This is a genomic window from Mesorhizobium sp. M1E.F.Ca.ET.063.01.1.1 (assembly GCF_003998155.1).
Lineage (GTDB): Bacteria > Pseudomonadota > Alphaproteobacteria > Rhizobiales > Rhizobiaceae > Mesorhizobium.
Genome location: NZ_RZSC01000861.1, coordinates 1 through 2,299, shown reverse-complemented (window position 1 = coordinate 2,299; position 2,299 = coordinate 1). Strand labels below are relative to the sequence as shown.

At 65.1% G+C, this 2,299-nt stretch carries 2 protein-coding genes and 1 pseudogene; all 3 read right to left on the bottom strand.

Translation table 11 applies throughout. The features are described 5' to 3' along the window. Nucleotides 1-147 precede the first annotated feature (147 nt). Nucleotides 148-1,134, bottom strand: coding sequence for an ABC transporter permease (locus EOA29_RS33475; RefSeq protein WP_126093002.1), 987 nt, complete (start codon nucleotides 1,132-1,134; stop codon nucleotides 148-150). Beyond that, entirely contained in the window at nucleotides 1,131-2,111 is a 981-nt protein-coding gene (locus EOA29_RS33470) for an ABC transporter permease (protein WP_126093001.1), read from the bottom strand. Before EOA29_RS33470 ends, EOA29_RS33475 begins: the two co-directional genes overlap by 4 nt. Continuing rightward, nucleotides 2,108-2,299 (bottom strand): annotated as a pseudogene (locus EOA29_RS33465) (hypothetical protein); the annotation flags it as partial. The pseudogene EOA29_RS33465 and the gene EOA29_RS33470, both read right to left, overlap by 4 nt.

Below are 2,299 nucleotides of genomic sequence, written 5' to 3'. Positions count from 1 at the left end.
AGACTGCGCCCAGCGACTTGGCCAGCGCTTCGCCGACGACCGTCTTGCCGCAGCCGGCAACCCCCATCACGACGATGGCCGGCGCTGACCGGATCTCGTTCAATCAAGCCTCCGATGGTTTTGGCCTTGCCGACCCTTCATCCGCGATCAGCGGCTTGCCGGCGCGCGGCCATAGAGCAGAAGCATGGCGACGATCACGACGCCATAGATGATCTGCCGTCCCGCCTCCGGCATCTGCATGACCGACAGGATCGATTGCAGCAGCGTGATAAGGATCACGCCTGCAACGGTTCCGAGATAGGAGCCGCGCCCACCGAGGATCGAGGTGCCGCCCAGCACCACCGCGGCGATCGACGGTAACAGATAGGCGTCGCCCATCGACTGCGCGGCCTTCGATGCATAGCCGGCGAGCAGGACGCCGCCAAAGGCCGAGAGCCCGCCGGACACGGCAAAGGCAATCATCACCACACGGCGCGTGTCGATGCCGGAGAGATAGGCGGCGCGCTCGCGGTTGCCGATGCCGTAGACGGCGCGGCCGAAACTGGTGCGTGTCAGCACGAAAACCATTGCGGCCCCTATCAGCGCCCAGATGATCACGGCGTTCGGCACCCCCGGTATGGCAAAACCGGTCGCGAGGTAACGCATCGCCGCCGTGGCCGAATCCTGCGGCGAGAACCCGCCCGTATAGACCACCATCAGCCCCTGCGCGACAGCGTTGGTGGCTAGAGTGATGATCATCGAGGGAATGCGCAGGTAAGCGACGCCGATGCCGTTGACGATGCCGATCGCCACGCCGCACAGGATGCCGAAAGGAATGGCCAGCGCGATGCCGGCCGGACCGTAGGCGGCGGCCGCGCAGGCCATCATGGCGCCAGTCGCAACGGCCCACGGCACGGACAGGTCGATCTGGCCGAGCAGGATCACCAGCATCATACCGGTGGCGATCACGCCGAGAAACGAGGCGACCTTCAGTTGCTGCAGCAAGTATTCCGGCGACAGGAAGCTGCGCGAATAGAGGCTGCCCACCAGAAGCAGAAGCAGGATGCAGGCAAAGGCGGTGATCACCGCGGGGTCGGCGCGGCGGAGGAATTTCGGCATACGGCCGGCGATGCCGCCAAGCGTCGTTTCGCTCACAGGAACCACTCCAGCCGGTTGCGCACCCGAAACAGCGCGAAGGCGCCGAGGCTGACCGCGATCAACAGGATAACGCCCTGGAACAGCGGCTGCCAGAGCGGATCGAAGTCGAAGACGAACAACAGGTCGCCGATGGTGCGGAAGGCGAGCGCGCCGAAGATCGCGCCGATGGCGCTCCCCTTGCCGCCGAACAGCGACACGCCGCCGAGCACGACGGCGGCGATGGAAAACAGCGTGTAGGCATTGCCGCTGGCATAGGCCGCCTCCCCCGTATAGGTGAAGAAGGTGAGGAACAGGCCGCCGATCGCGGCAAGCAGGCCGGCCAGCGTATAGGCAAGGAACTTGCCGCGGCGGATCGGCACGCCCGACATATAAGCCGCCGTCTCCGAGGAGCCCGCCGCATAGGCGGCGCGGCCGAATTCGGAGCGGCTGAACGGCACCCAGACTATGAGCACCACGACGAACAGTGCCACCAGGCTTGCTGGCACGACGCCGAAGAAGCGCCCGGTCAGGAAATCGGCGAGGTCTTCATTGACCGAACCGCCGGGCACCGGCCGCAGCAACAGCGCAAGGCCGAAATAGACAGCACCCGTAGCGATGGTGGCGACGATCGGCTGCAGGCGGCCATAGATCACGATGGCGCCGTTGACAGCCCCGCAGATGAGCCCGGTGCCAAGCACGGCAGCCACACCGAAGGCGGTTTCGAGCCCGGTGCCGATCACCAGCCAGGAAGCCATGCAGTTGGTCAGTGTGAAGATCATGCCGACCGACAGGTCGATGCCGGCGGTGATCACCACCAGCGTCTGCGCCATCGCAACGAAGGCCAGCAGCACGCCCTTGTTCGCCGCCGTCTGCACGACATTGGCGGTGAAGCCGGCCGGATGGTTCGCGCTGTAGATCGCGAACATGACGATGAAGATGCCGAACGCGAGCAATGTTCCGCGCTGCTCGGCCAGCCAATAGCGCCAGTCCTTCACGCCGCGCCCCCTTTCACCACGTTCTCGCTCCTGGCACTTTCTCCGTGGATGTTCAGCGCGCTGGCGATCAGCGCGTGCTCGGTGATTTCGGCGCCGACCAGCTCGCGCTTGACCGCGCCGTCATAAAGCACAAGCACGCGGTCGCAGCAGCCGATCAGCTCGTCATAATCGGTCGAATAGAACAGGAT